Source organism: Williamwhitmania sp. (assembly GCA_035529935.1).
In the GTDB taxonomy this organism is placed as follows: domain Bacteria; phylum Bacteroidota; class Bacteroidia; order Bacteroidales; family Williamwhitmaniaceae; genus Williamwhitmania.
This window is the reverse complement of sequence record DATKVT010000151.1, coordinates 1-23069: the sequence shown is the minus strand read 5'-3', so window position 1 is coordinate 23069 and position 23069 is coordinate 1. Positions and strand designations below refer to the sequence as shown.

General features: G+C 40.4%; 22 protein-coding genes. 4 read left to right on the top strand and 18 right to left on the bottom strand.

All coding sequences use genetic code 11. From position 1 onward, the window contains the following. On the bottom strand, nucleotides 1-292 hold a 292-nt coding region (locus VMW01_11360), incomplete at its 3' end, for a Clp protease N-terminal domain-containing protein (protein ID HUW06846.1). Between the two features lie 233 nt (nucleotides 293-525). Here VMW01_11360 and gyrA point away from each other — a divergent pair. The 3 genes from gyrA (at nucleotide 526) to VMW01_11345 (ending at nucleotide 5017) form a co-directional block, all read left to right on the top strand. Next, the gene (gene gyrA, locus VMW01_11355; GenBank protein ID HUW06845.1) at nucleotides 526-3012 is read left to right on the top strand and encodes a DNA gyrase subunit A; all 2487 of its coding nucleotides are present in this window, start codon (nucleotides 526-528) and stop codon (nucleotides 3010-3012) included. 56 nt (nucleotides 3013-3068) lie between these two features. Further along, on the top strand, nucleotides 3069-4385 hold the full coding sequence (locus VMW01_11350; GenBank protein HUW06844.1) for a tetratricopeptide repeat protein: 1317 nt from the start codon (nucleotides 3069-3071) through the stop codon (nucleotides 4383-4385). A 305-nt stretch (nucleotides 4386-4690) separates the two neighbouring features. Then, nucleotides 4691-5017, top strand: a complete 327-nt coding sequence (locus tag VMW01_11345; GenBank protein ID HUW06843.1) for a hypothetical protein — start codon at nucleotides 4691-4693, stop codon at nucleotides 5015-5017. A gap of 23 nt (nucleotides 5018-5040) precedes the next feature. On the opposite strand, the gene VMW01_11340 is transcribed toward VMW01_11345, so the two are convergent. The 14 genes from VMW01_11340 to VMW01_11275 all read right to left on the bottom strand — a co-directional run bounded on the left by VMW01_11340 (nucleotide 5041) and on the right by VMW01_11275 (nucleotide 19133). Next, nucleotides 5041-5940, bottom strand: coding sequence for a hypothetical protein (locus VMW01_11340; protein HUW06842.1), 900 nt, complete (start codon nucleotides 5938-5940; stop codon nucleotides 5041-5043). A gap of 10 nt (nucleotides 5941-5950) precedes the next feature. Then, complete coding sequence (selD, locus tag VMW01_11335) at nucleotides 5951-6988, bottom strand: selenide, water dikinase SelD (protein ID HUW06841.1); 1038 nt, start codon at nucleotides 6986-6988, stop codon at nucleotides 5951-5953. Between the two features lie 7 nt (nucleotides 6989-6995). After that, nucleotides 6996-7205 carry a DUF3343 domain-containing protein gene (locus VMW01_11330; protein ID HUW06840.1) on the bottom strand — a complete coding sequence of 70 codons (210 nt, stop codon included), beginning with the start codon at nucleotides 7203-7205 and terminating at the stop codon, nucleotides 6996-6998. A gap of 4 nt (nucleotides 7206-7209) precedes the next feature. Then, nucleotides 7210-8346, bottom strand: coding sequence for an aminotransferase class V-fold PLP-dependent enzyme (locus VMW01_11325; GenBank protein HUW06839.1), 1137 nt, complete (start codon nucleotides 8344-8346; stop codon nucleotides 7210-7212). 1 nt (nucleotide 8347) lies between these two features. Further along, complete coding sequence (gene yedF, locus VMW01_11320) at nucleotides 8348-8971, bottom strand: sulfurtransferase-like selenium metabolism protein YedF (GenBank protein ID HUW06838.1); 624 nt, start codon at nucleotides 8969-8971, stop codon at nucleotides 8348-8350. A gap of 237 nt (nucleotides 8972-9208) precedes the next feature. Continuing rightward, nucleotides 9209-11374, bottom strand: coding sequence for a hypothetical protein (locus tag VMW01_11315; protein ID HUW06837.1), 2166 nt, complete (start codon nucleotides 11372-11374; stop codon nucleotides 9209-9211). A 120-nt stretch (nucleotides 11375-11494) separates the two neighbouring features. Then, nucleotides 11495-12601, bottom strand: coding sequence for an ABC transporter permease (locus VMW01_11310; protein ID HUW06836.1), 1107 nt, complete (start codon nucleotides 12599-12601; stop codon nucleotides 11495-11497). A gap of 5 nt (nucleotides 12602-12606) precedes the next feature. After that, a complete protein-coding gene (locus VMW01_11305; GenBank protein ID HUW06835.1) occupies nucleotides 12607-13716 on the bottom strand; it encodes an ABC transporter permease in 1110 nt (369 codons plus the stop codon). A 30-nt stretch (nucleotides 13717-13746) separates the two neighbouring features. Further along, nucleotides 13747-14490: an ABC transporter ATP-binding protein gene (locus VMW01_11300; GenBank protein ID HUW06834.1), complete on the bottom strand. Its 744-nt coding sequence runs from the start codon at nucleotides 14488-14490 to the stop codon at nucleotides 13747-13749. A 6-nt stretch (nucleotides 14491-14496) separates the two neighbouring features. Beyond that, nucleotides 14497-15402 (bottom strand): ABC transporter ATP-binding protein, encoded by a 906-nt coding sequence (locus tag VMW01_11295; GenBank protein HUW06833.1) that lies wholly within the window; start codon nucleotides 15400-15402, stop codon nucleotides 14497-14499. A 14-nt stretch (nucleotides 15403-15416) separates the two neighbouring features. Further along, a complete protein-coding gene (locus tag VMW01_11290) occupies nucleotides 15417-16310 on the bottom strand; it encodes an HlyD family efflux transporter periplasmic adaptor subunit (GenBank protein HUW06832.1) in 894 nt (297 codons plus the stop codon). 18 nt (nucleotides 16311-16328) lie between these two features. Then, on the bottom strand, nucleotides 16329-17579 hold the full coding sequence (locus tag VMW01_11285) for a TolC family protein (GenBank protein ID HUW06831.1): 1251 nt from the start codon (nucleotides 17577-17579) through the stop codon (nucleotides 16329-16331). 49 nt (nucleotides 17580-17628) lie between these two features. Further along, nucleotides 17629-18255: a TetR family transcriptional regulator gene (locus tag VMW01_11280; GenBank protein HUW06830.1), complete on the bottom strand. Its 627-nt coding sequence runs from the start codon at nucleotides 18253-18255 to the stop codon at nucleotides 17629-17631. Nucleotides 18256-18401: 146 nt separating this feature from the next. Further along, the gene (locus VMW01_11275; GenBank protein ID HUW06829.1) at nucleotides 18402-19133 is read right to left on the bottom strand and encodes a head GIN domain-containing protein; all 732 of its coding nucleotides are present in this window, start codon (nucleotides 19131-19133) and stop codon (nucleotides 18402-18404) included. Nucleotides 19134-19223: 90 nt separating this feature from the next. On the opposite strand from VMW01_11275, the gene VMW01_11270 reads away from it, so the two are divergent. Then, entirely contained in the window at nucleotides 19224-19826 is a 603-nt protein-coding gene (locus VMW01_11270; GenBank protein HUW06828.1) for an LON peptidase substrate-binding domain-containing protein, read from the top strand. Here the strand turns inward: VMW01_11270 and VMW01_11265 are convergent. From VMW01_11265 to VMW01_11255, 3 genes are all read right to left on the bottom strand, one after another. Beyond that, complete coding sequence (locus tag VMW01_11265; GenBank protein HUW06827.1) at nucleotides 19819-21135, bottom strand: serine hydrolase domain-containing protein; 1317 nt, start codon at nucleotides 21133-21135, stop codon at nucleotides 19819-19821. The genes VMW01_11270 and VMW01_11265 overlap by 8 nt on opposite strands. Before the next feature lie 172 nt (nucleotides 21136-21307). Further along, the gene (locus VMW01_11260; protein HUW06826.1) at nucleotides 21308-22345 is read right to left on the bottom strand and encodes a low specificity L-threonine aldolase; all 1038 of its coding nucleotides are present in this window, start codon (nucleotides 22343-22345) and stop codon (nucleotides 21308-21310) included. A gap of 286 nt (nucleotides 22346-22631) precedes the next feature. Further along, on the bottom strand, nucleotides 22632-23069 hold a 438-nt coding region (locus tag VMW01_11255), incomplete at its 5' end, for a hypothetical protein (GenBank protein ID HUW06825.1).

Here is a 23069-nt window from a genome sequence, read left to right as displayed (position 1 = left end):
CTTCCAAAAATACGAGTTTAAGGGCCCTCTCCGCTGATTTATAAAGATTTAAATTTTCCAACTCAGAAAGATCCATAACCATATCGGTTCGTATTCTTTCTTCAACTAGTTGTTTAAGTGCTTGTATATCTGCACCTAACGATTTAAGTATGTCAACCGCGATACCCTCGCCTTCACGCAAGATTCCGAGGAACAGATGCTCTGTCCCTATGGAAGGATTTCCAAGTCGGATAGCTTCCTCCTTGCTATAGCTAAGGATATCTTTTATTCGTTTTGAAAAGTTAGAGTCCATATATACTCCTTTGTTGAAAATTTGCACTAAAATAATACAATTAACCCAAAAATGAGGTTGTTGTTTAACATTTACTTTGTGTTTCAACGAAAGTTAGCCTTTTTTCTTCTCCAAAGGATTTATTCCTGTTATAAAGCTCAAAATTTGTTGATAAATAGGTAGGTCAACACCCTAAAAATCCATAATAAATGAGTACTTTAGCACGCTAATAGAAAACGAGAAAGCATCTGATTATGGCTGAAGGAGAAAAGATTCTGAAAATTAATATTGAGGAGGAGATGAAATCTGCCTACATCGACTATGCGATGTCGGTAATCGTATCTCGTGCTCTTCCTGATGTTAGGGACGGGCTAAAGCCAGTGCACCGTAGGGTATTATTTGGAATGTCAGATTTAGGGTTAATGGCAAATAAACCCTACAAAAAATCGGCACGTATTGTCGGAGAAGTACTTGGAAAGTATCACCCACATGGTGATACTTCGGTGTACGACGCCATGGTTCGTATGGCTCAAGAATGGTCACTCCGGTATCCTCTCGTTGATGGGCAGGGAAACTTTGGTTCAGTAGATGGCGATAGCCCAGCAGCTATGCGTTATACCGAAGCTCGCTTGAAAAAAATAGCAGAGGAATCCTTAGCTGATATTGATAAGGATACTGTAGATTTTAGACTAAACTTTGACGATTCGCTCGAGGAACCAACTGTACTACCGACTAGAATCCCCATGCTATTAGTAAATGGAGCATCGGGAATAGCAGTTGGTATGGCAACCAATATGGCTCCCCATAACCTGAGAGAAGTTGTAGATGCAACCTGTGCATACATTGATAACCGGGAAATAACTATTGATGAACTATTGAAGTATGTGAAAGGGCCTGATTTCCCAACAGGTGGTACTATTTATGGTTATCAAGGAGTAAAAGAGGCATTTGAAACAGGACGAGGGCGTATTGTTATACGAGCAAAAACTGAGCTGGAATTTACAGATAGCGGTAGGGCTAAAATCATTGTGAATGAGATTCCCTATATGGTCAATAAGGCAGAAATGATTAAGAAAATTGCCGATTTGATCAACGATAAGAAGCTTGATGGTATCTCCTATATTAATGATGAGTCCGATCGTAACGGAATGCGCATCGTTATTATCCTCAAAAAGGAAGCGGTTGCAAATGTGGTGCTGAACAATCTATATAAATTAACCCAACTACAATCTTCATTTGCGGTTAATAACATTGCCCTAGTGGATGGCAAACCAAAGCAGCTCAATTTAAAAGAGTTGATAGCCTGCTTTGTCGATCACCGGCACGAGGTAATCATGCGTAGAACCAGGTATGATCTTGATCAAGCAGAAAAGCGAGCCCACATACTAGAAGGCTTACTCATTGCGCTTGACCATATCGACGAGATTATTGCATTAATTCGTGCATCTGCAACTCCCGATGCTGCCCGCGAAGGATTAATGACCAACTTTAACCTATCCGATATTCAGTCAAGAGCAATCATTGAGATGCGTTTACGTAGCCTCACAGGCCTTGAACGTGATAAGATTAAGGAGGAGTACGACGAGTTGATGCAAAAGATTGATTTCTACAAACAAATCTTAGTGGATGTTAGCCTCCAGATGAAAATTATTAAAGATGAACTCATTGAAATAAAGGAGAAGTATGGTGATGATCGTAGAACAGAAATCATTCGACATGCTGAAGAGTTTAATCCGGAAGATTTCTATGCCGATGATGATGCGGTAATCACTATATCACACTTAGGCTACATTAAAAGAACCCCGTTAACTGAATTTAAAACACAAAATAGAGGAGGCGTCGGCACAAAGGGTTCCACTACGCGTGATGAGGACTTCATTGAGCACATTTTTGTTGCCTCCATGCACAATACCATGCTACTTTTTACAGAAAAAGGTAGGTGCTTTTGGTTGAAAGTCTACGATATTCCAGAAGGGGCCAAAGCAACCAAAGGTAGGGCTCTTCAGAATATTATTAACATTAAGCCTGACGATATGGTAAAGGCTTATATTAATGTTAAGAAACTAACTGACACAGAATATATTACTTCAAATTATATTATCCTTTGCACAAAGAAGGGTATTATAAAAAAGACCTCACTTGAAGCTTACTCTAGACCACGTCAAACTGGTGTAAATGCTATTACTATTAAGGATGGGGACCAACTCATCGAGGCTAAGTTAACTGATGGGCAGGAGCATATATTACTGGCTGCTCGTGAAGGTAAAGCGGTACGATTCCCAGAAGGCCAAGTAAGACCCATCGGAAGAACAGGCTCTGGCGTTAAGGGTATAAGCATTACTGCAGCTGACGAAGTAGTTGGTATGGTTTGCACCGACGAGAATGTTCAGGATATTCTTGTTGTTTCCGAGAAAGGTTTTGGCAAGCGCTCTAAACTAGACGATTATCGAATAATCCGCAGAGGAGGCAAGGGGGTTAAAACTCTCAATATCACAGATAAAACCGGCAAACTTATAGCAATTAAGGGCGTTACGGATAACAACGATCTAATGATCATAACGAAGTCCGGCATTACAATTCGCCTGCATATTAGCGATATCCGGATTACTGGTAGGGCAACGCAGGGAGTGAAGTTAATTAATCTTCGCAAGCAAGATGAAATAGCCGCTGTTGCCCTTGTTCAGAAAGGTGATGACGAGGAGATTGTAGACCTGATTACAGAATCACCGCTTGAGGAATAATTTATATTTACTAATATTACACAATTATCTAATTACTAACCCAATCTGATACACCAATGAAAAAGTATCTTTTAACGGTAACAATAGCTCTTGTTGGCCAAGTAGCATTTGGGCAGGTTACAGGGATTCCTAATGCCGACCAAGTTAAGAGCAAGTTTGAAAAGAGCACTAAGGACATTGAAAACCCTAAGAAAGCTGATAATCCCAAAACATGGATTAATAGGGGAGAGGTTTACTTGGATGCCATTGATGTTCATAGCTATGAGCTGAGGATGAATATGTCAATCCAAGAGGTAAAGCTGATGTATGGTTCACCCACCTCGACTAACCAAGTAGAGATTAATAGTGAGCCATTTGAGGAGGATGTATATCCGTATTTTAGCCTCTATGTATCAGGGGGTAAAGTTGCGTTTTGGAAGGAAACTAATCAGTTTGTCGACAGCGCTTATCACAATGCATACAAATCCTTTGATAAAGCTTACACGCTAGATTCAGACAAGAAGCAGACCAAGAAAATTGCAGAAGGTCTAAATGCTTTGGCTCTAAAATACAACGTTTTAGCCATGAACTTTTATACTCAAAGGGACTATGCTCAAGCATTTCATGCCTTTGAGGGGTCTCAACTTTGCACAAGCAATCCAGCTGTTGACAAACTCGATTCTGCCATTATCTACTATGCTGGAGTAACTGCTCAGCTTGCAGGTAAATGTAATGAAGGCATAAAGTACCTAGAAAAAGCTCGCGAAATAAACTATACTAATAGTGGTGAACTTTATTACTATCTGTATAACTGCAATATGGCTGATGGCGATACTGCTAAAGCAGGCGAAGAAATAGAAAAAGGATTTTCTCTTTTTCCAACTAACAAAACCTTAATGCTTTCCTTGATTAACTATTACATTGTTAAGAATGAGAGTCCAACAAAGGTTATTAACTATCTTGATAAGGCCATTGCAACAGATCCAACCAATGCATCTCTATATTTTGCAGAAGCAGCTCTCTACGAGAAATTACCAGACTTAGAAAAGGCTGCAGAGTCCTACAAAAAAGCAATTGAAATTAGCCCAGAATATTTTGACGCATATTTCAACTTAGGTGTAATGTATTACAACGAGGGTGCTGTTAAGGTTGAAGCTGCAAACAAGTTGCCTATGGAGGACACAAAGGGATACGATAGCCTTCTGGTTCAAGCTGATACATACTTTAAAAAGGCGTTACCTTACATTGAAAAATCATATCAGTTGCATCCGAACGAATTAGTAGTGGTAGAAACGCTCAAGAATTTGTATTTCCGCTTTAGAAATGATAGCGATGAAATGATGGCAAAGTTTAAGGAGTTCCAAGAGAAAAGCAAAGCGCTTAAGGGGAACTAGAACTTAAAATATATCGCAGTAATAGAAGGGGGACTCGTTCTCCCTTCTATTACATCATACTACTTAACATAATATTAATTATAGGACTATAATTAGATATCACGCAAACTCATTAATGCTCTTTTTTTACTGCTAAAATCAGCTGCAATAATTTTGTAGTCCAATATAATTCCCTCACTAAATAAACATGTCATTGTTAATTAATGTATTACCTTATCCACATTTTTTTTATTTTCCATTGAAAATACCTCTTGCATATTCATTTTTTAGTGTATAATTGCAAAAAAAATCAGGGCAATTCGTCTATGGAAAAGAAAGTTAAAAAACGTGTCATCACCAACGTTAAGAATTTAACCTTACAGCAACTTGAGTTGGTTAAAGCAAAATATCCAAGTGGCTATTGGGATTTTATAAAGAAATTTGAAAAGCCAAATGGTGATTTCTTTTATTACTTTACCATAGATGATGAGGACGCTAGCTACCTAGTTAAGGTAGATGTGAAGATTGATAATAAGTCTAAGGATGACGATGACAAGGATTTCTATGGCGAGGAGGAAGATATTGTTACTGGAGCAGATAATCTAGCGGAACAGCAAGATGAAAGTTCCTTTGACGAATATGATGAGGATTAAGTGGATTAGAAAAATCCACTTTTTTATTGTGATAGAATTAGTTTTCCCTTCCGGAGGCCGATAACTTGACACTGAATTTTTTCTCCCACTTGTGGTAGATTTTCATCGGACCACATAAACGATGCCTTCTTCTGTAACCTATCAATAACAGTTACCAGAACTATATCAGTATTATCTTCTTGCCTGGTAAATTGCGTCACATCTACTATTTCAAAGAAATACTTATTCCCAATAATATACTGAGGATGTTTTGGTTCTAAGTAATAGTATCCATTTCTACCCCTCCTTGTAACCAATGCTGAAATGGTTTGACCAACACTTAGTCCGTAATGCTCATAATCTTTTGCCAAAATAAAATGCCGAGAGCCATTGCTTACCGATACTAGAATCAAATTCTTCTTTCCATCCGAATGTAAATATTCACCTGCAATATGAAAATCATACCATCTACCAGCTTCAAGATTGGCACCATCAACAACATCTTTCCCAAATTCCAAATACAATTGTCCTTTTTTGATGTCTTTTACAAGGCAAGTAATTGTTTTGGCTGATATAGTTGATTTATAGACATTTACCTCTATCTTATTTCCAAGTTTGTCAAGAACAATAGCCACCTCTGCCCTTTCCCCGTTTTGTAAACTACAGGCTTCAACCTTAATAACCTCGAAAGAGTAAGTATTCCCTACCTTATAGAATGGGTTTTCTGGTTCAAGGTATATCTTGCCAGAACAGCTAATTTTATCAATCTTACAGGCTATTTTGCCACCTACTTTGATTCCATATGCAGAATAAGGATGGCTTGGCAGCAAGAACTTACCTCCATTGGGACCTTCCAGCACAAAGAAGGATTGCTCTGAATCTGGTTCAATGCGCTTCAGAGCCAAAACGTTAAATATAAATGTTTCTCCCTCTAACAGTGCCATGTGGATTTTGTTAGGTTATGTAGAGATGGTAATTGTCAACCTTTTCCTTAACCAAGCCAATAATAGAAGCCTGTACAGCACCACTTTGCCTTAGTTTTAAAATGGCGTCCTGAGCCAAAGATGCATTTATTCCAAAAACAATTCCTCCTGATGTTTGTGCATCAGCCAACAGCGCCCGGTAGGCAAATGGAACGCTTGGTGCAAAATAGGTTTCGCTCTCGGCATACTTTAAATTTCGAAATGTAGCACCGGGAATACATCCATCATCTGCCAAACTGTATGCCTGGGAAAGATAAGGAACAGATGATGCTTTAATATGAATGGAAACTTTGCTTGCACGTGCCATTTTGAGCGTATGGCCTAAAAGTCCAAATCCAGTAACATCTGTTCCGCCCCTCACACTACCATGCTGGAATGAATCAAGTACATTGGAATTTAGAATTTTCATGTTTTCGAGTGCTTGATGGTATGACTCTTCACTCGCCAATCCAACTTTTTTCCCAGAAACCAGAATACCGCTACCAATAGGCTTTGTTAATATTAGAGTTTCACCAAGAGAAAGACCAGCGTTTGTAACAAGTTTAGTTGGATCGACCATTCCGATAACGGCTAATCCATACTTTGGTGGAGTATCATCAATGGTATGCCCCCCCACGAGCAAAGCCCCAGATTCCGTTACCTTACAGAGGCCACCCTCCAATATTCTTGCATACGCCTCTAGTGGCATTGTGGCAGGAAACATGGCAATATTAAGCGCAAGAAGTGGCTTCCCTCCCATTGCATAAACATCTGACAGTGAGTTTGCTGCTGCAATTTGACCAAATTCAAATGGATCGCTACAGATAGGTGGAAAGAAATCGGTGGTAAATATTAGCGCTTGATTTTCGGAAATTCTGTATACAGCAGCATCATCTTGGTTATCGATATCAACAAGAAGGTTTGGATCGGTTATTTTTGGAAAATGCTTTAGCACCTTTTCTAGCTCTGATGCCGGAAGTTTGGAGGAGCATCCGCCATATTCCACAAGCGAAAGTAAATCAATATCCATCAATTTCTTATATTTTAGTGATAGTTGCATTAAATCCAGCACCCTGCAGCTGCACAAATATTGCCTCCACCTCAGAGTCATTTACCTCAAGGCACATGCCACATTCGGCAGTAATATTGGTGGGAACTGGTCTAACCATTGCCTTAATATCCAAGTGCAAAAGGAGCTTTTCAGCCTTAATCACCATGCGAACATTTGGAAACAACAAAATGGTCATTGGCTTAGTTTTTACGGCTTAAACTCGCCTTTTCAATGGCATTTGTTAGATAATCTAGATCGTCCATCGTGTGAAAAGGTGAAAGTGAAATCCTTACCAATCCCAGAGGAAAGCTACCGAGTGTTTTATGTGCCAACGGTGCGCAATGCAAACCAGATCTCATTTCAAGGCCAAATAGTTGAAACAGCCGATATGCGGTATCGCCAGGATTTTCATTGGTGTAGCGAAATGAGAAGGTCTCCCCTTGTTTTTCTTTTTCATCTGCACAGTGGACCTCCAAACCTTCAATACTTTTAATATTTAAAAGCATCTCTACAAAACTTGTGTGTGAATGCTGAGGTATAACGTTTGCCATAAGGGCGCCTAAAAGTCCTGCAGTTCCAACCATATTTGGGGTTCCCGCTTGAAATTTATCAGGAAGGTTAGAAGGCATCTCAAAGCTATCGGAGTTGCTACCGGTGCCTCCAAAAATAAGGGGCTCAATTGTCTCTGGATTCTGCGCATAAAATCCTCCTATTCCAGTTGGCCCCATCAACCCTTTGTGACCTGTAAACGCCAGATAATCAATTCCTAATCGATCGCAATCAATATTAGAATGACCTGCACTTTGCGAGGCATCCACCAGAATTGGAATGGTGCCTATAGCTTTCTTAATTTCAGCAATTGGTTGAATAAGACCATTTACGTTGCTTTGATGATTAATAACAACCAAGCCTACCCGTGCATTGATCTGCTTTTTCAGCCCGTCAATATCAACTAACCCATCTGAAAAATGAGAAACTATGTGGAATCTAGTTCCAACAGTTTTCCGAATCATCTCCAAAGGGCGAGTAACAGCATTGTGCTCAAGTGGTGATATCAGGATATCCTTTCCCTTTAGATCCAAACCTTGGAGAATGGTGTTGATAGCCTGGGTCGAATTTGCTGAGAATGCGATATTTTCTGGCTGCCCAATACCAAAAAGAACGGCAAGTTTATCGCGCAGCTGCTCAACCAACGCTGTGGATTCCGCGGCTCTTGGATAACCACCTCTACCGTAGGTACCACCAAATGCTAAGTAATTCTGAATGAATTGACCTACTTCTGGTGGTTTTGGAAAGCTGGTTGCACCATTGTCGAAGTATTTCAGCAATTCCGGCATACTAGGGTTTTATAACTTTCTCGGCAGAATTTAGGGCGGTTACAATGCTATACATATTGGAAATAGTTGCAATCTCAATATCGCTCTTTATATCGAAATAATCTGCACAGGTGCCACAAGCTGTTAGCTGTACCCCTTTAGTCTTGAGCTGTTCCAACGACTGAATAATTGCTGATTGTTTAGTAGTTAGCAGTACGCCCGAGTTATAGAATATCACCTCCTCTGGAACCGTTTCTGCTTCAGCCAAGGCAACGAAGAAACCTTTCATGAGTATAGAGCCAAGTTCAGCATCACCCTCTCCCATTTTGTCGCTGGCTATCAATACCACGGTTTTTTCTTTAGCATGATTTTGTTGGGGAATTTGGCAGTAGTCCTCCGGCCTAGAATTTTCCAAGGAGGTCTGTTGTGATACTCCTTTTTTTACTGTAACAAAGTGAAGGTTACCCTCCTTTTTTGTATGAGAATCAACGCCATTCCCAATAAAATAGCTGGTTAAGTTAAAAACGGCTGTTTCATTATCGACAACAATTACAAGCGTTTCACCAATTGGTGCCTGCGTGAAGGCCTTTTTAGCCTCAATTAATGGTCGTGGGCAAAGTAAGCCTTTGCAATCTATGGTTAGCATTGGGTATCCATTTTATTTTCTTGGGTAAGTCTTATTGACTTAACTGCGACAAAATTACCAAAAAAGAATGGTTTTGTGTAGCGCCAACCTACTCCTTCATTCTTCTCTACAACCAAAATTAATAATGGACATTGATATTATGTAGAAAATGTGATTGACTACATCGTTAACAAAAAAGAAAAGCTAAATGTAGCAATGCCTTAAGTAAATCTTCGGATAAATAAGTTAACTTGCTGATTATTTAGATGTTTCAAGATTATAGAAAGTCTCTGAAATAGATTGATTGTCTTCAAAATAGAAGGTTTCGCCAAAAGCATGTACAGCCTTTATGAAAACGGTAATTATACCGTTCCTATTGTAGATTATTCGGGTTACCTTAACTCGAGGACGGTCATAGTTTTCCACCGTTCTTTCGTTGGAATAAATTTTGCTTAGGTTCATCTTTTCCACATCATCAATCTGCTCCCTCGCTTCCTTTAGCTGCGATGATTGTACTTGAATTTCAAGCTGTTTAAGTTTACGATCTTGAGCTTCCTTTCTAAGTTCGTCCTCCTTTTTCTTCTTTTCAGTTGCAAGTGTTTTCTGCCTAAACTCTTCCGCTTTTTGAACAGAATCCTGCAGCTGTCTTCTTTGAACCTCATCCTTTGCAAGCTGAATCGCTTGCTGTTGCTTTTTAATAGAATCAACTTTGGCAAGAGAGTCGGCTAGTGTTTTTTGCCTTTCCAATTCATTTATTTTTGCCTTTTGGAGTGCAAGCTGCCTATCCTGCTCATCTTTTTGCAAGGAATCAGCAATAGCCTTTTGGCGAGCCTGCTCCACAATCTTGGTCTCCGATGCCAATTTTGCTTGCGCCTCAGTCTTCTTCTGGTTTTCCAAAGCAATACGCGCTGCCTCCTCCTTAACTTTTTGGTCTGCCAGCTGCTTGGCCCTTGCATCCTCTGCCCTTCTCAGTGAGTCTTGGTGGGCCAATTCTTTGGCAGCCATCGCTGCCTTTAGGGCAGCCTGTTGTTTGGCAATGTCTTGGACTTTCTTCAAAGAGTCTGAAGCAGCTTTTTGGCGGGCTTCCTCCTGAGTCTTTGCCAATGCAGCGGTTTGCTGGCGTTGCAGCTCCACCTTTTGAAGGGAGTCAGCAGTAGCCTGTTTTTTTGCTTCCGCTGCTGCCTTGGCAACAGCCGTCAAATGCGCCAGTTCATCTGCCTTCTTTTGGGTTTCCAATGCAATGCGGGCGGCTTCTTCTTTAGCCTTCTGTTCAGCAAGCAGCTTGGTCTTTGTCTGTTCAACTCTTCGTAATGAGTCTTGATGGGCCAACTCTTTGGCAGCTATCGCTGCCTTCAGGTCCGCTTGTTGCTTGGCAAATTCCTGTGCTTTTTTCAAGGAATCTGCCGTTGCTTTTTGACGAGCTAACTCCTGAACTTTTGCAAGGGCAAGTGCCTGCTGATGCTGAAGTTCAACCTTTTGAAGAGAATCTGCAATTGCCTTTTTTCGAGCCTCCTCCCTTGCCTTAGCTGCAGCAGCCAATTGAGCCTGTTCCTCAACTCGTTTCTGCGTTTCCGCTGCAATGCGTGCAGCCTCCGCCTTTGCTGTCTGATCTGCAAGAATTTTTGCCTTTTCATCGTTGACTCTTCTCAGCGAATCCTGTACCATCCTCTTTCTTGCTTCTTCTTTTGCAGCAAGAACCGCTTGCTGCTGCTTAATCTCTTCAACCTTTCTAAGAGAATCGGCAATTGCCTTTTGCTTAGCTTCTTCCTTTTGCTTGGCTTCGACAGCTTGCTGCGTCTTCGCTAAAGCGGCTTGCTGAGCAGCGAGCTGCTGTTGCTTAAGCTGTTCCGCAACTTTTGCTTTTGCATCATCCTTTGCTTTCTGCTCAGCCTCTTGCTTCTTTTGAGCATCGGCCTTAACCAACTCCAGCTCCTTATCGGCAATTTTTTGTTTTACCGTCATGGAATAATCTGTATCATAGCCGAAGGTTCCAGCATCGGCATTGTACTTGATTTTACCAACTGGATTATTGAACATTTCAACATCAACACCTTCTGTTTTTGGCGGTAAGTCTACGGCAAACTCGAGGTATACAGATTTTGGTTTAACATTTTCCGGAAGGCGGGTGTCAATGGAGATTATCTTGGTAACAAAGCCATCCTTCTCAAATTTTACAAGATACTGCGATCCATAATCAAGATCGATTGCAAAAGTATTTGTAATCTCAACGGGACTTTGCGCAACTCCATCCTTAACAAGAGTGATATTTGCTCCTTTCAGCTTGGTGTTTAACAGCCCGACTTTCCCCCCAATAGATAGAAAATTGCTTTGAGCATTAAGTCGATTGGGAGCAAATAAACCACCCACAATGAGCAGGATAACCACTAATAATTTCGCTAGTCGAAGTTGGCCGTTTAAGTGCATATAAATGTTGGTCAATTGGATGCTAATATAGAAATTTAGCGCCCAACTGCCCCAATACTTATCTACTTTTTTGAAACATTTGTGATTCTCCAAGGTATCTGCTTGGTTGAATAGCATATTCTAAGAAACAGTTTTTCTAAAAGCTTTAATTGAAATTGTTAGGCTTACTATAGCAAAGATTGTCATTGCCAACAACTCCTGCCGTATTTCATAAAACCCAGATCCTTTCAATATTACCATCCTAATAACGCGCATAAAGTAGGATATTGGGTTAATTACGTTTACCTCTTGCGCCCATCGCGGCATACTTTCAACCGAAGTAAATATGCCGCTCATTAGAATAAAAATAAGCAAGAAGAAGAACGAAACGAACATAACTTGCTGCTGAGTATCAGACAGTGCCGCAATTAGAAGGCCAAGCCCCAAAACGGCAATTAAGTAGATGGCGGTGAAGCTGTAGAGGACAAAAAAACTGCCCTTTACTTGGAGGTTGAATAGCACAAAGCCAATTAGCAGCCCAAAAGATAGCTCGATGATGGCAATAACCCAGAATGGAAGAAGCTTGCTGACTATAAAGCTTGATTTTTTTAATGGTGTAACATTAAGCTGCTCAATGGTTCCCAACTCCTTCTCCTTCACCATATTTATTGCCGCCATAAAAGAACCCATAATGGTCACTAAAATCACCAAAATACCAGGAAGCATGAAGAGTTTATAGTTCAGTTCTGGGTTGTACCAGTAGGCAATATCTGCTTTAATGGGCATGGTTATCTTTTGTCCTGGTATTAAGTGGTCTTGGTTGAAATGGGTAATAATTGTGTTGGAATAGCTATTTATTAGGCCTGCAGCAGAGGCATTTATGGCGTTTATCTCAACCATAACAGATGCATTGTGTTTAACGACAATGTCCCGCTCAAAATCACGGGGAATTGTTAAAATCGCATCAGCCTTCCCCTTTTCAATTGCTGTATAAGCCTCATTCTCGGAATTAGTGGATAAAACTGGTGTAAAGAAAGGTGAATCCGAAAATCGCTTTACCAGCTCCTGGGAACTTTTGGACATGTCGAAGTCCATTATGGCTAAATTTGTGTTCTTGAGGTCAAATGTTGCAGCATTTACAAGTATAATCAGCTGAAGTATTGGAACGCCCACCATCATCTTCAGCATGGTTTTATCGCGAAAAATTTGAGTAAACTCTTTTTCCAAGAGAAATAGAAGTGATTTCATGTGGACTAGTTTAAACGTTCCTTAAACTTGATAATGCTAAGCGATAGAAATGTAAAAATCATGGCAATTAGTATCAGCGTTTCCTTCCATATTACAAAAATTGAAGCACCCTTCAGCATCACCGCTTTTGCAACAACGATATACCAACGTGGAGGCATTATCAATGTTAGATATTGCAGTATTTTTGGCATATTCTCAATTGGGAAAATGAAGCCCGAAAGCAGCGTAGTTGGAAGCATAAGTGCAAACATGGAAATAAACATGGCCATCATTTGATTTTTGGCTATGGTGGAGATAAAAATGCCAAGGGAGAGCGCAAGCATAATGTATAGCAACGATTCAAATAGCAAGAGTATGATGCTTCCTCGTATTGGCAGCCCAAAAACAAATATTCCCAGTAATAATATAACCACCGCGTTTAAAAATGCTAGGAGGAGATATGGAACAACCTTCCCGAGAATGATATGGTAAGGTTTTAGTGGAGAAACAAGTAGAATCTCCATGGTTCCAAGTTCCTTTTCTCTAACTATTGATACAGATGTCATCATTGCCGAAACAAGCATTAGAATCAAGGCCATTGTGCCGGGAATAAACATAAAAACATCCTTAAGATCGGAGTTGTAAAGCATCCTTGTTTCCGCTTTAATACCCTGTTCCTTCTGGTCTTGAGTTAAAATGTTGTTTGCTGCATATGAATTGATAATACCATTGGTATAGGACGATAGCATGGCTGCCGTATTCGGTTCTGAGGCATCGGTAATAATATGAACTTTTCCTTGGTCTCCTTGACCTATGTTTTTGGCAAAGTTTGGCTCAAAAACAACAATCTCCTTCACTGCATTAAGGCGAAAAAGCTCCTCATATTGGGATATATCATTAATATCGCTTTTTAAAACAAAATAGCCGGAGGAGGTCAACTTATTACTAATTTCACGTGTTTGGTAGTCTAATGATTTATCGTGAATGGCAATGGCAGCATCCTTGATTTCGTTTTTGATTACGTAACCGAAAATTAAAATTTGCGCAATGGGCATTCCAAACAGTATGAGTAGCGTCCTCCTGTCGCGGAAGATGTGCCGGAACTCTTTTTTTACAAATGCTATGAAATATTTCACGTTTGGTCGTTTTAAATTTTCAGGAATCCATTATTTCCAATCGGGTCTTGCTATTCTAATGAATACATCGTTCATGGAGTCGGACTCATACTTCTGTTTCAATTCTAAGGGTGTTCCTAGCGCGTCAATTCTACCATCGACCATTATGCTTACTCGCTGGCAATATTCAGCCTCATCCATATAGTGAGTGGTAACCAATACCGTAATGCCCTCATCTGAAGCAGCGTAAATCAAATCCCAAAACTGCCTACGGGTGATGGGGTCAACTCCGCCAGTGGGCTCGTCGAGAAAAACAATTTTAGGTTGGTGAAATATGGCAACCGAAAAGGCAAGCTTCTGACGCCAACCAAGAGGGAGGTCGGCAATTAATGTTTTTTTTGAGGTGAACATACCAAGTTTATTGAGCAAAAAATCGGTTCTTTCAGCAATCACTCTACGCTGCATACCATAAATACCAGCGTATAGACGTATATTTTCCTCCACCGTAAGGTCTTGGTACATGGAGAACTTCTGGCTCATATACCCGATAGACTGCTTAATTTTCTCACGTTGATGAAACGCGTCAAACCCGGCCACCTCCAACTTTCCAGATGTTGGCTCCAATAACCCGCACATAATTCTTATGGCAGTTGTTTTTCCAGCACCATTGGCGCCAAGAAAGCCAAAAATTTCACCCTTTTCCACCTCAAAGTTCAAATTACTGTTTGCCACAAAATTCCCGAACTTTTTAGTTAGGTCAACAGCCTTAATTACCTTGTTATCTGAATTATCCATTGCGTATTATTCTGATAGCATCATAAATGAATCTTCAATACCTGCCACTATGGGGATTATTTTTGCATCGGAAAAACCGCTTGAACTTAATCCACTCTGCAATTCATGAATGCCAGAGTTAGGTTTGAGGGAAACGTGTAACACCTGTCCAAAGCGGTAAACTGAATTGATGTACTTTTGCTTACGCAATACCTCCTGTATCTTACTCATTTTGCCACCCGAAACTGCAAACAGAGGAAATGGGTATTGAGCATTTATCCGTTCAACAGTGTCTTCTACCAGCAGCTTCGACTGGCTCATCAAGGCAACCTTATCACACAAACTAGCCTCGTCCATATAAGGCGTCGACACTACAATCGTAATACCATAGTCCTTGAGTCGCTTGAGCATTTGCCAAAATTCTCGTCGGGAAACTGCATCCACACCAGTAGTCGGTTCATCGAGAAATAGTATTTCTGGCCTATGTACAAGTGCACAGCTCAATGCCAACTTTTGCTTCATTCCCCCGGAAAGTTTGCCGGCCGGACGATCCTTAAATGGCTCAATTTGGCTGTAGATATCCTTAATGAGGAAGTAATTTTCCTTTAAGGAGGTTCCAAAAACTGTTGCAAAGAAATTAAGATTTTCCTCCACCGACAGATCTTGGTAGAGTGAAAACCGGCCTGGCATGTAGCCAATTTTCAATCGTAATTTCTTGTAATCGACGACCGGATCTAAACCACAAACTAGCGCCTTCCCACTATCGGGTGTAAGCAGAGAGGTAAGTATACGGAATAGTGTAGTCTTCCCGGCTCCATCGGGGCCAATTAGGCCAAATATATCCCCGTTTTTTACTGAGAAGGTTATGTTGTTGATGGCCACTGTCGAGCCATAACTTTTGCACAGCTTTTCTACAACAACACTGTTTTCCATGGTTACGCTCATTGCTAGTCTTTCTTAATAAAGCGGACCTCGCCTGGCATCCCTATTTTAAAACTGCCATCGTTCTTCACCCTCACTTTTACGGCATAAACCAACTTCACTCTTTCTTCGCGTGTTTGAACGATCTTTGGTGTAAACTCAGCCTCTGAAGAGATCCAGCTTACTATGCCCTTATTCTCTTTCAATGCATTTTGGTTATCGGTAACTACTACTACGCTATCACCAATATGAATTGAGCTAAGCTGATTTTCGGAGATGTAGACGCGAAGTGTGAGCTCATCCATGTCAGCAATGCGGTAGAGGCTTTTTCCAGGCGCGACGATCTCACCCATTTCTGCTAGCTTTACCAAAACAATCCCAGTGATAGGATTAATCACTTTGCAACGTGACAGCTGGTCCTTTGCTTGCATAAGCTGCATATCAATTGCTGTTGCTTGATCGGTAACCTCTTGCAGTTGAATATCTACAGCCTTCTTTTGAGCCTCAATAAGCTTAACCTGTCCATCCACATCGTCCATTTGCTTTGGGGTGGCAGCACCTTGAGCAAAAAGTTCTTTGATTCGCTTGTAGTCTTTATTTACATTAATAAGCTGCTGGGCATAAACGTTACCCTGTGCAGTAATTACGTTTTTCTGGGATTCGGTGGCCTTCAGCTGTGCTTGAAGCTGACGGACCCTAAGGTATGCCTGAACGCTATCAATCTGTGCAACCACCACTCCTTTTTGCAGCTGATTACCCTCTTCCACATTGAAGGAAAGTAGCTTGCCCTGCATTTCAGAAGAGATGGTAGTTTCTGTTGATTCAAATGTACCGTAAGCATCTGACTTAGGTTCACCACTCTGACATCCGTTTGAAAGTGCTGCAGCACTGATTATTGCAGCAATTAACTGAACTTTCATATATTGTAGTTTTAAATGTTAAAAACCTGAAATAATTACCTTGAGCACCTTTGCTTGCTGCAGCTGCAACCTATGTTTTTCCATCTCCAAGCGTGCTTGATATTCATTGTTGAGATCGGAAACATAGTCGCTTTCCCTTGCGGTATCGGTTTTTAGAGCCGCCAATGTTTCACCAGATATTTGACTTCGGAGATTCACTATTTGCTGGTCGCTTTCGAGCTGATTAGTAAGTTTTTGAATAATTAGATTCTGCTGATCAATTTTTAGGGTCATATTGGTCGTAACGGCACTTTTCTGGTCTTGCAGTTGACTTTGCGTAAGTCTAATCACTTGCCTGTCGTGCTTTGTCTTATTCCAATCCCAAATGTTCCATGATAATTTGGCCCCAACAAGATAGTACGTGTCCCACGAAGTTCCAAGCATATTGAGACCAGGTTTCCCATAACCGGCCTGACCAAATGCTGCAAGTTGGGGTCGACGATTAACTTTGGTAAGCTCTTCTAATGCATTTTGCTGGTTAATCTGAGCATCGATTGCGTTCAGTTCTGGCATAGAACCGTTGTAGGCAGGAATTGTGTCAGGAAAAGAGAATTTTGCGCTATCCGAAATAGCTACGCCGGAAAGAAGTGAGAGAACTTGCATCGCATAACTCTTTGCGGAGTTAATCTCATCAATCTGTTGTTTCACCTGTATTAGCTGAACTTTAATTATTGATTGTGACGATTTCATTAGAGTGCCACTCACAATCCCAGCATTTACATCACCTAAGCGCTTTTGTAGCACTTTAGCAAGGCTCTCTTGCTGTTGAAGACTGGCGTTGGCAAGAAGCACAGCAAAATAGGCGCTCGTAATCTGTGACTTAAGATCATGCATGTTAAGTTTTTGCTGAGCTTGCTGGCTTGCACCATTTGCTTCAGCCAGCATTCTTTGGCTAGAAGCAGCCCCACCATCGTAGAGCATTTGCGAAATATCTAGGTAAATCTTATGCTGATCCTTGCTCAGGTTAGGCTCAATAGCCTGGAATTGAGCCGGCATGGCGAGCTTAGTTACTGCAGATTGATAGGTAGACTGGCCAACCAAATTGACATGCGGATACCACATGATTTGGCTGTTCTGCTCTTTTAACCGAGTTATCGAATCAATAAGTGCGCCATTGGCTGCAAGAGGGTAATTCTCCTGAGATTTTTGCAAAAGAACCCAAAGGTTAGTTTCCTGTGCAGTTCCAGCGATACTCATAAGAAGCATCAAACCGGTGAAGATTCTTTTCATCCGTAAACTGTTTATTTTAGAGGTAAAAAATTAGCTGTTAAAGAATTGGTTAATGCTTTTTCATGGCCGACTTCACAAACATTATTACCACTTTCTTACGCTCTGCAAGCATTTGGTTAAACCGTTCGCTGTCACCATTAAATAGATTATACTTTATCATGGGAGCAGCAACAAAAGGAAAAACGCAAAGTGCTATAAGGTTCACAATAAAGTGCTCAGGTGAAATTGGTATTAAGGTTGCTCCCTCTTTATCAATATCCTGTTTTATTACTGTAGCAATATCCTTAAAATTGATGCTATTGCCCTTGAGTATTTGAACAAGATTTTCGGGATCACGATTCATCTCCTGCATAATAAATGCTGGAATAATGGGATTTTCCTGAATAAGAGAAAGATATCTGTCGATAAAGAATTCTATCTTATCCCAAAACGGCCTGTCTGCAATAATAAACTCCGCAATTGAGGGAAATGCATTTTGAACTGCTTCAATAAACACTTTTTCGAAAAGCAACTCTTTACTTCTAAAGTAGTAGTGAAGAAGAGCTTTGTTAATTTGTGCTTCGTCTGCAATTTCCTGCATTCTTGCTCCTTCCATTCCTTTTGCAATGAATACTTTACGAGCGGCAATAAGTATCCTGTCCTCGGTTTCTGTACTCAGCTCCTTATTCTTAACCATCGAGATTAACCTATTAGTTAAACTTATGCAAATATAGCTAGGTCTAATGCAATACTCCAAATATTTTAACCACTTTTTTTAACCACATGGTTAATTAATTTACAAAGAAAAGCCAATACATTATTTATCAATGTATTGGCTAAATATTAAATAGAGTCAGATGCTGCTGGATTAGTATCCATATTCGGAACCTCATCCACTCTTCCTCCAAGTGAAGTGTTAGTCTTTATCTCTTTGGGTTTTGTACAGTAGTAAACGGCTCCTCCAGTACCTCCCTTTGCCTCTAGATAGCTCTGTGGGTTAACCTTTACAATGCCACCAAGCGATGCAGATGCAAATACCTTGTCTGCAATTAATCCGTATGCTGCCACAATTCCTTTAGTAATTGCGCTGGGTTCAAGGCTACCAACTTTCCCAGTTGCATAAATTGTTGCTCCAAGCGATGCATGCAGCGTAGCAGTGGTTACATCGAGATTTATGCGCAAGTTGGAGGAGCTGCTAGCCTCCACATCAACCTTATCGCCAGTTACCGTTCCATTACATACGGTGTTGGCGGCTGCACCAACCTTAATTCCTCTAAGCACGGTGTAGGTAACGTATATTTTAACTGAAATTTGGTCGTAAATTCTGGGCTTCAGCTGAACCACAAGAGTTTGGCCATCAACTTTGGCTACCAAATCGTCAGATGAAATACCTTCCCCTTCTACCCTAATGTTTGGAGAATTTCCAGGCGTTAACTCCATATATATGTCGCCATATACCTCCACCTTATCAAAATCGGCCAACTTTCGAGAATAAGCAACCTGCCCATTTATAAATTGTGGAGCTATAGCCCCACACAAAAAGCATAGCAGGCCTGCGTAAATGAACTTTTTCATACCATAATCCGTTTTAATGATAGTCGATTACAAACAACTAAATAACGTCAAAAATAGGCTTTTCGTTCATTATTCAGAAAATAAGAGCAGATGGAAAAAAAATTAAAAAGAATGGCCATGTTTCCACTACCATCCTTTGTTTTTCCAAAGGAATCGATACCACTGCGCATTTTTGAGTCACGCTATAAGGAGCTGATTAAGGATGTAAAGGAGACCGGCATGACCTTCGGAATACCATTCATATCTCAAAAGGGGTTGTCTTCAATTGGAACAGAGGTAATTCTGGAAAAGGTTTTGGCTGAAAATAGTAAAGGCGAAATGGTTATTACCCTTAAGGGTATTGGTTTGTTTGAAATTGTGAATTATATGTCTCAACTTCCAGGAAAGCTCTACGGTGGCGGAGATGTATTTGCAAGGGAAACTTCCATTTATACCAATAATCCAGAAATAATGGTTCTGGTTAAGCGCCTTGGGATCAACATTAATGATTACCTTGGAACTATGACCACATCCTCAAAAACCGATATTTTTGACATTGCCAACAAAATATTTCTTTCACCCGAGGAAAAATACAAATTAGCAGCCTTTCAAGACCAGCAGAGCATCGAACTATTTTTGTTGAAAATTCTTAAATTCCAAGTAATTATTAAGAATCAGGAAGCGTTACTTCACGAAAATTTCAGCCTTAATTAGCAGTTTCTTCTGCTGGGAATTCCTCGTCGTTTTTAAACGAGTAAGAATCTGCATAATCCAACTCGGGAAGTGTTTTTAAGACCCCGTGCATAAAGTTACTAATTTTCGAAGGAAATTTGGATCCTACCCATGGGCTTGTATTTGTGAGAAAAACCCAACATACTCCATCGGGTTCCTTAACCAAAATGGCTGAAGTTCCTGCAAAGTTTCCGGTTCTAACTAACCTTCCCTCTTCTGTTGCTCTGATCCAGCCAATAGGAAGAAATCCTTTTGGCCTAGTAATCATGGTATCGACTAAATTTTGAGGAATTAAATCGGGTACCGATTTATCGCCATCTAGCGCAAGACCCAGCTTTATAAGATCTACTGAGTTAGCCACCCAACCTCCAGCTGCACTGAGGGTTTGAATATCGTATCCACCATTACTTTTGCTAACTAAATGGCCATTGCCATTAAATGGTTCAATTTTTTTTGCCTCTGGAACTTCGTAATAGGAAACTTCATCAGAAAATAGGCTATCTCGAGTAGAGTGGCCAATTGCCATGCTGTTAATTCCAAGTGGCTTGAGCAGATTTACTTCAACATACTGCTCGTATGGCATATTGGTAATTTTTTCAATTATTTTACCGAGCAAAGCATAACCAAAATTGGAATAGGAACTGTGAGTTCCTGGTTTAAAGTGTAAGCTCTTAGTGAAGACAAAACGGATAATGTCGTCCAACTTAAGAGGTTTTGGAACTCCTAACTGTTGAGCAATGTAGTCGGACATAAACATCTGATCACCGTAACGTGCACTCCACCCACCGGAATGGTTAAGCAACTCCCTGACGGTAATATCATACATTCGAACATCTTTAGGCTTTCCATAGGTCGAATCGGTCAATATGCCGTGTGGTCCAAATACTTTTTGGTCAAGGTTGATTTTATTATCCTCCACTAATCTCATGATTGCAGCCGCAGTAACAAGTTTCGATATGCTTGCTACCCTAAATCGGCTATAGGGTTCAACTGGGGTCTGCTTATCTATATCGGCAAATCCATACCCGCGGGCAAAAAGCAGCTTTCCATCCTTGGCTATAGCGACTGAAACTCCCTTTAAATTCCATTCGTGCATAAATCGGTCTACTTTCCCATCTATGGTTTTGAATGATTCAGAGTTGAAATCAGCATTGGAAAACCTTGGAGTGGCACAATTAAAGCAATCGCTATGGGATGCTTCCGAATTTGCAGATGATAAGGTGCTTTGAGTTGCAAAATCAAGAAACAGAAATGATGAAAGAAGGAAAATGGTTTTGAGAATGCGGCTCATTGGAGGAGGATTTTTTTTCGAAAGTAGCAATAAAAAACTCTAAAACTCAATAGACATGAGCCATATAACCAACTTAATAAGTGTTAAAAAAAAATGTCAGCAACTCAATAATTGCTGACATTCAATACAATAAGTATATTATGGTAATTGGTCACTTCAAATGAAACATTCGTCAATATTTTTTCAACACTTGCTTTAGCTTATCGATGAAACCGTCAATATCTGCTTCTGTTGTATCAAATGAGGTCATCCACCTAACTTCGGATCGCGAATCGTTCCAGATGTAGAAAAAATACTCCTTCTGAAGTTCAGCAATAGCTTGATGTGGCAAAATTGCAAAAATACCATTTGCCGTAACAGTCTGTGTAATAGTAATCTGCTGTATTTCTAAAAGTTTTTGTTCCAGCAGCTTAGCCATCTTATTGGCATGCCTTGCCGTTTCGAGATAAAAATCATCTTCCAGATAAGCAATGAACTGTGCAGAAATGTAACGCATTTTTGATGCAAGCTGCATCCCTTGCTTCCTAATGAATTTAAAATCGGCACCAATCTCAGGGTTAAGGATCACCACTGCCTCGCCGTACATCATGCCATTTTTAGTACCACCAAAACTTACAAAATCGACACCACAGTCGGCGGTAAATGCCTTAAAGGGCATATTTAGTGCGGCTGCAGCGTTGGATAATCGGGCACCATCCACGTGGAGCAGCATGCCATTTTGATGAGCCAGATTGGCCAAATTACTAATCTCTTCTGGTGAATAGAGCGTCCCCATTTCGGTAGTTTGACTTATGGAGATTACTTTGGGCTGTGAATGATGCTCAACACCGAAGTCATGCAGATGGTGCTTCACAAGCACAGGCGTTAGTTTGCCATCAAGGGTTGGCAGTGAGAGAAGCTTGCATCCTGTAAATTTATCAGGAGCCCCACATTCATCTACCATAATATGCGCAGTTTCAGCACAGATAATGGCGTTATAACTTTTTGTTGCAGCCATTAAGCCGGTGACATTTGCTCCTGTACCGTTAAAGACAAAGAATGGTTCCGAACTCGGGCCAAAGTGCTGTTTCAACAGAGAAATAGCCTTCTTTGTATAATCATCGTCACCATAACCAATTGCATGCCCCACGTTGGCTTGAACAATTGCGTCCATAATTCGAGAATGAACGCCTGAATTATTATCACTGGCAAAACTTCTAAACTGTTTCATTTCTTATATGATTTATGCGCCAAAATAGTTCAAATAATGAAAAAATCGTCGCAGTTTAGGCTAGATAATTACTTTTAATCGCAAGAAAAGTTGCCAAAGACATTCGGCTTTTCCTGCATACTGATAGTTTTTGCAATTACATTCCACCTATATCTGTTAATTGCTCTAATTTGGTAGAGGCAATATTGATATACAAACTGTTATTCAACACATTAAGAAACTACTTCAGGTAAAAGAAAGTAGTTCTTTGCGAGTCTACAAGTGCCAAATATTAATCTATGGTAACCTAAAACTCCGATGTAAAGTGAAACTGGATATCCGGAAATTTATCTTGTGCCATCTGCAATGCGTAAGAACTTTCGGCAAGGAATACCTCTCTGCCATGCTTGTCGAGGGCAAGCTGATTATACTTTCTTTTCCTAAAATCTTCGAGCTGCACCTTGTTCTTACTAACAATCCAGCAAGCTTTATATAAGTTGAATGGTTCGTATCGACACGAGGCTCCATATTCATGTTCGAGCCTGTATTGAATAACGTCGAACTGCAAAGCGCCAACTGTGCCAATAATTTTCCGCCCATTATACTTGTTAATGAAAAGCTGCGCCACACCTTCATCCATCAGCTGATCTATTCCTTTGGCCAGCTGCTTATATTTATGAGGGTCGGCGTTTTCGATATACCTAAATAGTTCTGGCGAAAAGCTTGGAATTCCTCTAAAATGCAA

Bases quoted from the DNA above. Each gene is read 5' to 3' on its own strand.
- VMW01_11300 (HUW06834.1), bottom strand. From the start codon at position 14,490: ATGGATAATTCAGATAACAAGGTAATTAAGGCTGTTGACCTAACTAAA.
- VMW01_11270 (HUW06828.1), top strand. From the start codon at position 19,224: ATGGAAAAAAAATTAAAAAGAATGGCCATGTTTCCACTACCATCCTTT.
- VMW01_11260 (HUW06826.1), bottom strand. From the start codon at position 22,345: ATGAAACAGTTTAGAAGTTTTGCCAGTGATAATAATTCAGGCGTTCAT.
- VMW01_11265 (HUW06827.1), bottom strand. From the start codon at position 21,135: ATGAGCCGCATTCTCAAAACCATTTTCCTTCTTTCATCATTTCTGTTT.
- VMW01_11275 (HUW06829.1), bottom strand. From the start codon at position 19,133: ATGAAAAAGTTCATTTACGCAGGCCTGCTATGCTTTTTGTGTGGGGCT.
- yedF (HUW06838.1), bottom strand. From the start codon at position 8,971: ATGCTAACCATAGATTGCAAAGGCTTACTTTGCCCACGACCATTAATT.
- VMW01_11330 (HUW06840.1), bottom strand. From the start codon at position 7,205: ATGACCATTTTGTTGTTTCCAAATGTTCGCATGGTGATTAAGGCTGAA.
- VMW01_11285 (HUW06831.1), bottom strand. From the start codon at position 17,579: ATGAAAAGAATCTTCACCGGTTTGATGCTTCTTATGAGTATCGCTGGA.
- VMW01_11280 (HUW06830.1), bottom strand. From the start codon at position 18,255: ATGGTTAAGAATAAGGAGCTGAGTACAGAAACCGAGGACAGGATACTT.
- gyrA (HUW06845.1), top strand. From the start codon at position 526: ATGGCTGAAGGAGAAAAGATTCTGAAAATTAATATTGAGGAGGAGATG.
- VMW01_11350 (HUW06844.1), top strand. From the start codon at position 3,069: ATGAAAAAGTATCTTTTAACGGTAACAATAGCTCTTGTTGGCCAAGTA.
- VMW01_11315 (HUW06837.1), bottom strand. From the start codon at position 11,374: ATGCACTTAAACGGCCAACTTCGACTAGCGAAATTATTAGTGGTTATC.
- VMW01_11325 (HUW06839.1), bottom strand. From the start codon at position 8,346: ATGCCGGAATTGCTGAAATACTTCGACAATGGTGCAACCAGCTTTCCA.
- VMW01_11340 (HUW06842.1), bottom strand. From the start codon at position 5,940: ATGGCACTGTTAGAGGGAGAAACATTTATATTTAACGTTTTGGCTCTG.
- selD (HUW06841.1), bottom strand. From the start codon at position 6,988: ATGGATATTGATTTACTTTCGCTTGTGGAATATGGCGGATGCTCCTCC.
- VMW01_11310 (HUW06836.1), bottom strand. From the start codon at position 12,601: ATGAAATCACTTCTATTTCTCTTGGAAAAAGAGTTTACTCAAATTTTT.
- VMW01_11290 (HUW06832.1), bottom strand. From the start codon at position 16,310: ATGAAAGTTCAGTTAATTGCTGCAATAATCAGTGCTGCAGCACTTTCA.
- VMW01_11295 (HUW06833.1), bottom strand. From the start codon at position 15,402: ATGGAAAACAGTGTTGTTGTAGAAAAGCTGTGCAAAAGTTATGGCTCG.
- VMW01_11345 (HUW06843.1), top strand. From the start codon at position 4,691: ATGGAAAAGAAAGTTAAAAAACGTGTCATCACCAACGTTAAGAATTTA.